General features: G+C 65.9%; 2 protein-coding genes. One reads left to right on the top strand and one right to left on the bottom strand.

The genetic code is table 11. The features are described from left to right. A partial coding sequence (locus ELR45_RS35045) for a hypothetical protein (protein ID WP_165367702.1) occupies window positions 1–215 on the bottom strand: 215 nt, incomplete at its 3' end. Between the two features lie 617 nt (window positions 216–832). Here ELR45_RS35045 and ELR45_RS12115 point away from each other — a divergent pair. Beyond that, window positions 833–1,958, top strand: a 1,126-nt coding sequence (locus ELR45_RS12115) for a multidrug effflux MFS transporter (RefSeq protein WP_165367701.1), incomplete at its 3' end; no start/stop codon positions are given.

Raw genomic sequence — 1,958 nt, 5'->3', positions numbered from 1 at the left:
TTGAACTCTCCCTGGACCACCCAGCCGGAGTCCAAGGGGTTCATGTGGGGAATGTCGTTCAGCCCCACCTTTCCGACGACCAGCTGCGCGTCGGAGGTGGCGTCGTCGCTCGCGTGCGCCGCCGGGGCTGCTATAGCGGCTGCGGGAAGTGCCAAGGCCACCATGGCGGCGGCGAGCCGCGTCCGGTGCCGCGGGTGTGGTGTCGGGATCATCATGATGCCGGGAGTACCTCGCATTTCGAGTCGAGGAGCGCCTGTGTCGTCGTCTGGTCTGAGGGGCTGTCTCCGAGTCGGGGAGCGCCTGTGCTGTCGTCTGGTCTGAGGGCTGTCTCCGCATGAAGAGGCTTTAGTCTGCCAGCCGGTCCGAACTCCCCGGTCAACAGGCTCAAGGTGAAATGTTTATGGACGGATGACTATCACTGCTATATAGGCACGTCAATGGTCTGGACCTCTTGGTGACCGGAACGGCCAGCGCCCTATATCGAATCGAGACCTGTGTGTAAATTTTCCTGTTGTTTGTCTCAATTGGCGGATGATCTGCGAAGTCGGTCGGAAAACGTCGTCGGATGTTGCTGCCTCTGGCGGCGTCATCGTCGAGCGGGGATCGCAGCCCTGTCCAGTGATCCTCGACCATCGGCTGAATGGAGGAATAGCGGAATGTCAGGTGCGTCTGTGACAATTGTTGCTGGCAGGTTCATGCCGGCGTTGCCGTGATCCAGTGCCTCGCACGTTTCGCCCTACCGCAGAGAAGGCTGCCTCACATGTCGGCACACTCTCGCCGCACTGGCTATCGCCCGACCGATGACCCCGATCGTCCGCCAAGCCGGCGCTCGATGCTGCGAACCGTCCTGGTCCTGGGGGCCCTGACCGCTCTGCCGCCGCTGACGATCGACATGTACCTGCCCGCGTTCCCGTCGATCTCCTCCGACCTCGGCGCGTCCGAGTCCTTGGTCCAGTTCACGCTGACCGGCACGCTGATCGGAGTGGCGGTCGGCCAGCTGATCATCGGGCCTACGTCCGACCGTCTCGGGCGGCGCCGGCCGCTCGTGACCGCCGTCGTGGTGCACGTCCTCGCGTCCTTTCTCTGCGCCATGGCGCCCAACATCGCCATGCTCGGCGTGTTCCGAGTGCTACAGGGGATGGCCGCCGCGGCCGGGGCCGTGGTGTCGATGGCGGTCGTGCGGGACATGTACACCGGGCTTCCCGCGGTGCGTCTGCTCTCCCGCCTCATGCTCGTCACGGGTGTGGCGCCGATCCTGGCGCCGACGCTCGGCGGGCAGATTCTGGTCTTCACCGAGTGGCGCGGCGTCTTCTGGGTGCTCGGTCTGATCGGTGCGGCCCTGGTAGCGGTGGTCGTGTTCGGGCTGCGCGAGACGCTGCCGCCGGAGAACCGGCGGGGCGGGCTTCGGGAGAGCGCACGGGCGTACGGCCCCATCCTGCGGGATCGGACCTTCGTCGGGCTGATGTTCACCGGCGGGCTGATGATGGCCGGGCTGTTCGCCTACATCTCTGGCTCATCGTTCGTCTTCCAGGATGTCTACGGCCTGTCGGAGCAACAGTACGCGGTGATGTTCGGCGTCAACTCGGCCGGCCTCATCATCGCCACCCAGATCAACCCCCGGCTGGTCCGTCGCTTCGGCCCGCAATGGGTGCTCACCGTTGCGGTGGCGTGCGCCGCGGTGGCCTGCATCGTGCTGTTCGCGATGGCCGCCGCTGACGTGTTCGGCATGCTCGGTCTCGCCGTTCCGCTGTTCTTCATGCTGTCCACCATCGGGTTTACGTTGCCGAACGTGCCCGTCCTTGCCCTGGCGGGACACGGCCAGGCGGCCGGCACCGCGGCGTCGCTCATCGGCTCGACGAACTTCGGGCTCGGCGCGGTCATCGCGCCCGTGGTGGGCGCTTTCGACACGGGCTCGGCCGTTCCGATGGCGGGTGTGATGGCGACGATGACGATGCTGG

Source organism: Phytoactinopolyspora endophytica, assembly GCF_004138495.1.
Taxonomy (GTDB): Bacteria; Actinomycetota; Actinomycetes; order Jiangellales; family Jiangellaceae; genus Phytoactinopolyspora; species Phytoactinopolyspora endophytica.
This window is presented reverse-complemented; position numbering and strand designations above follow the sequence as displayed.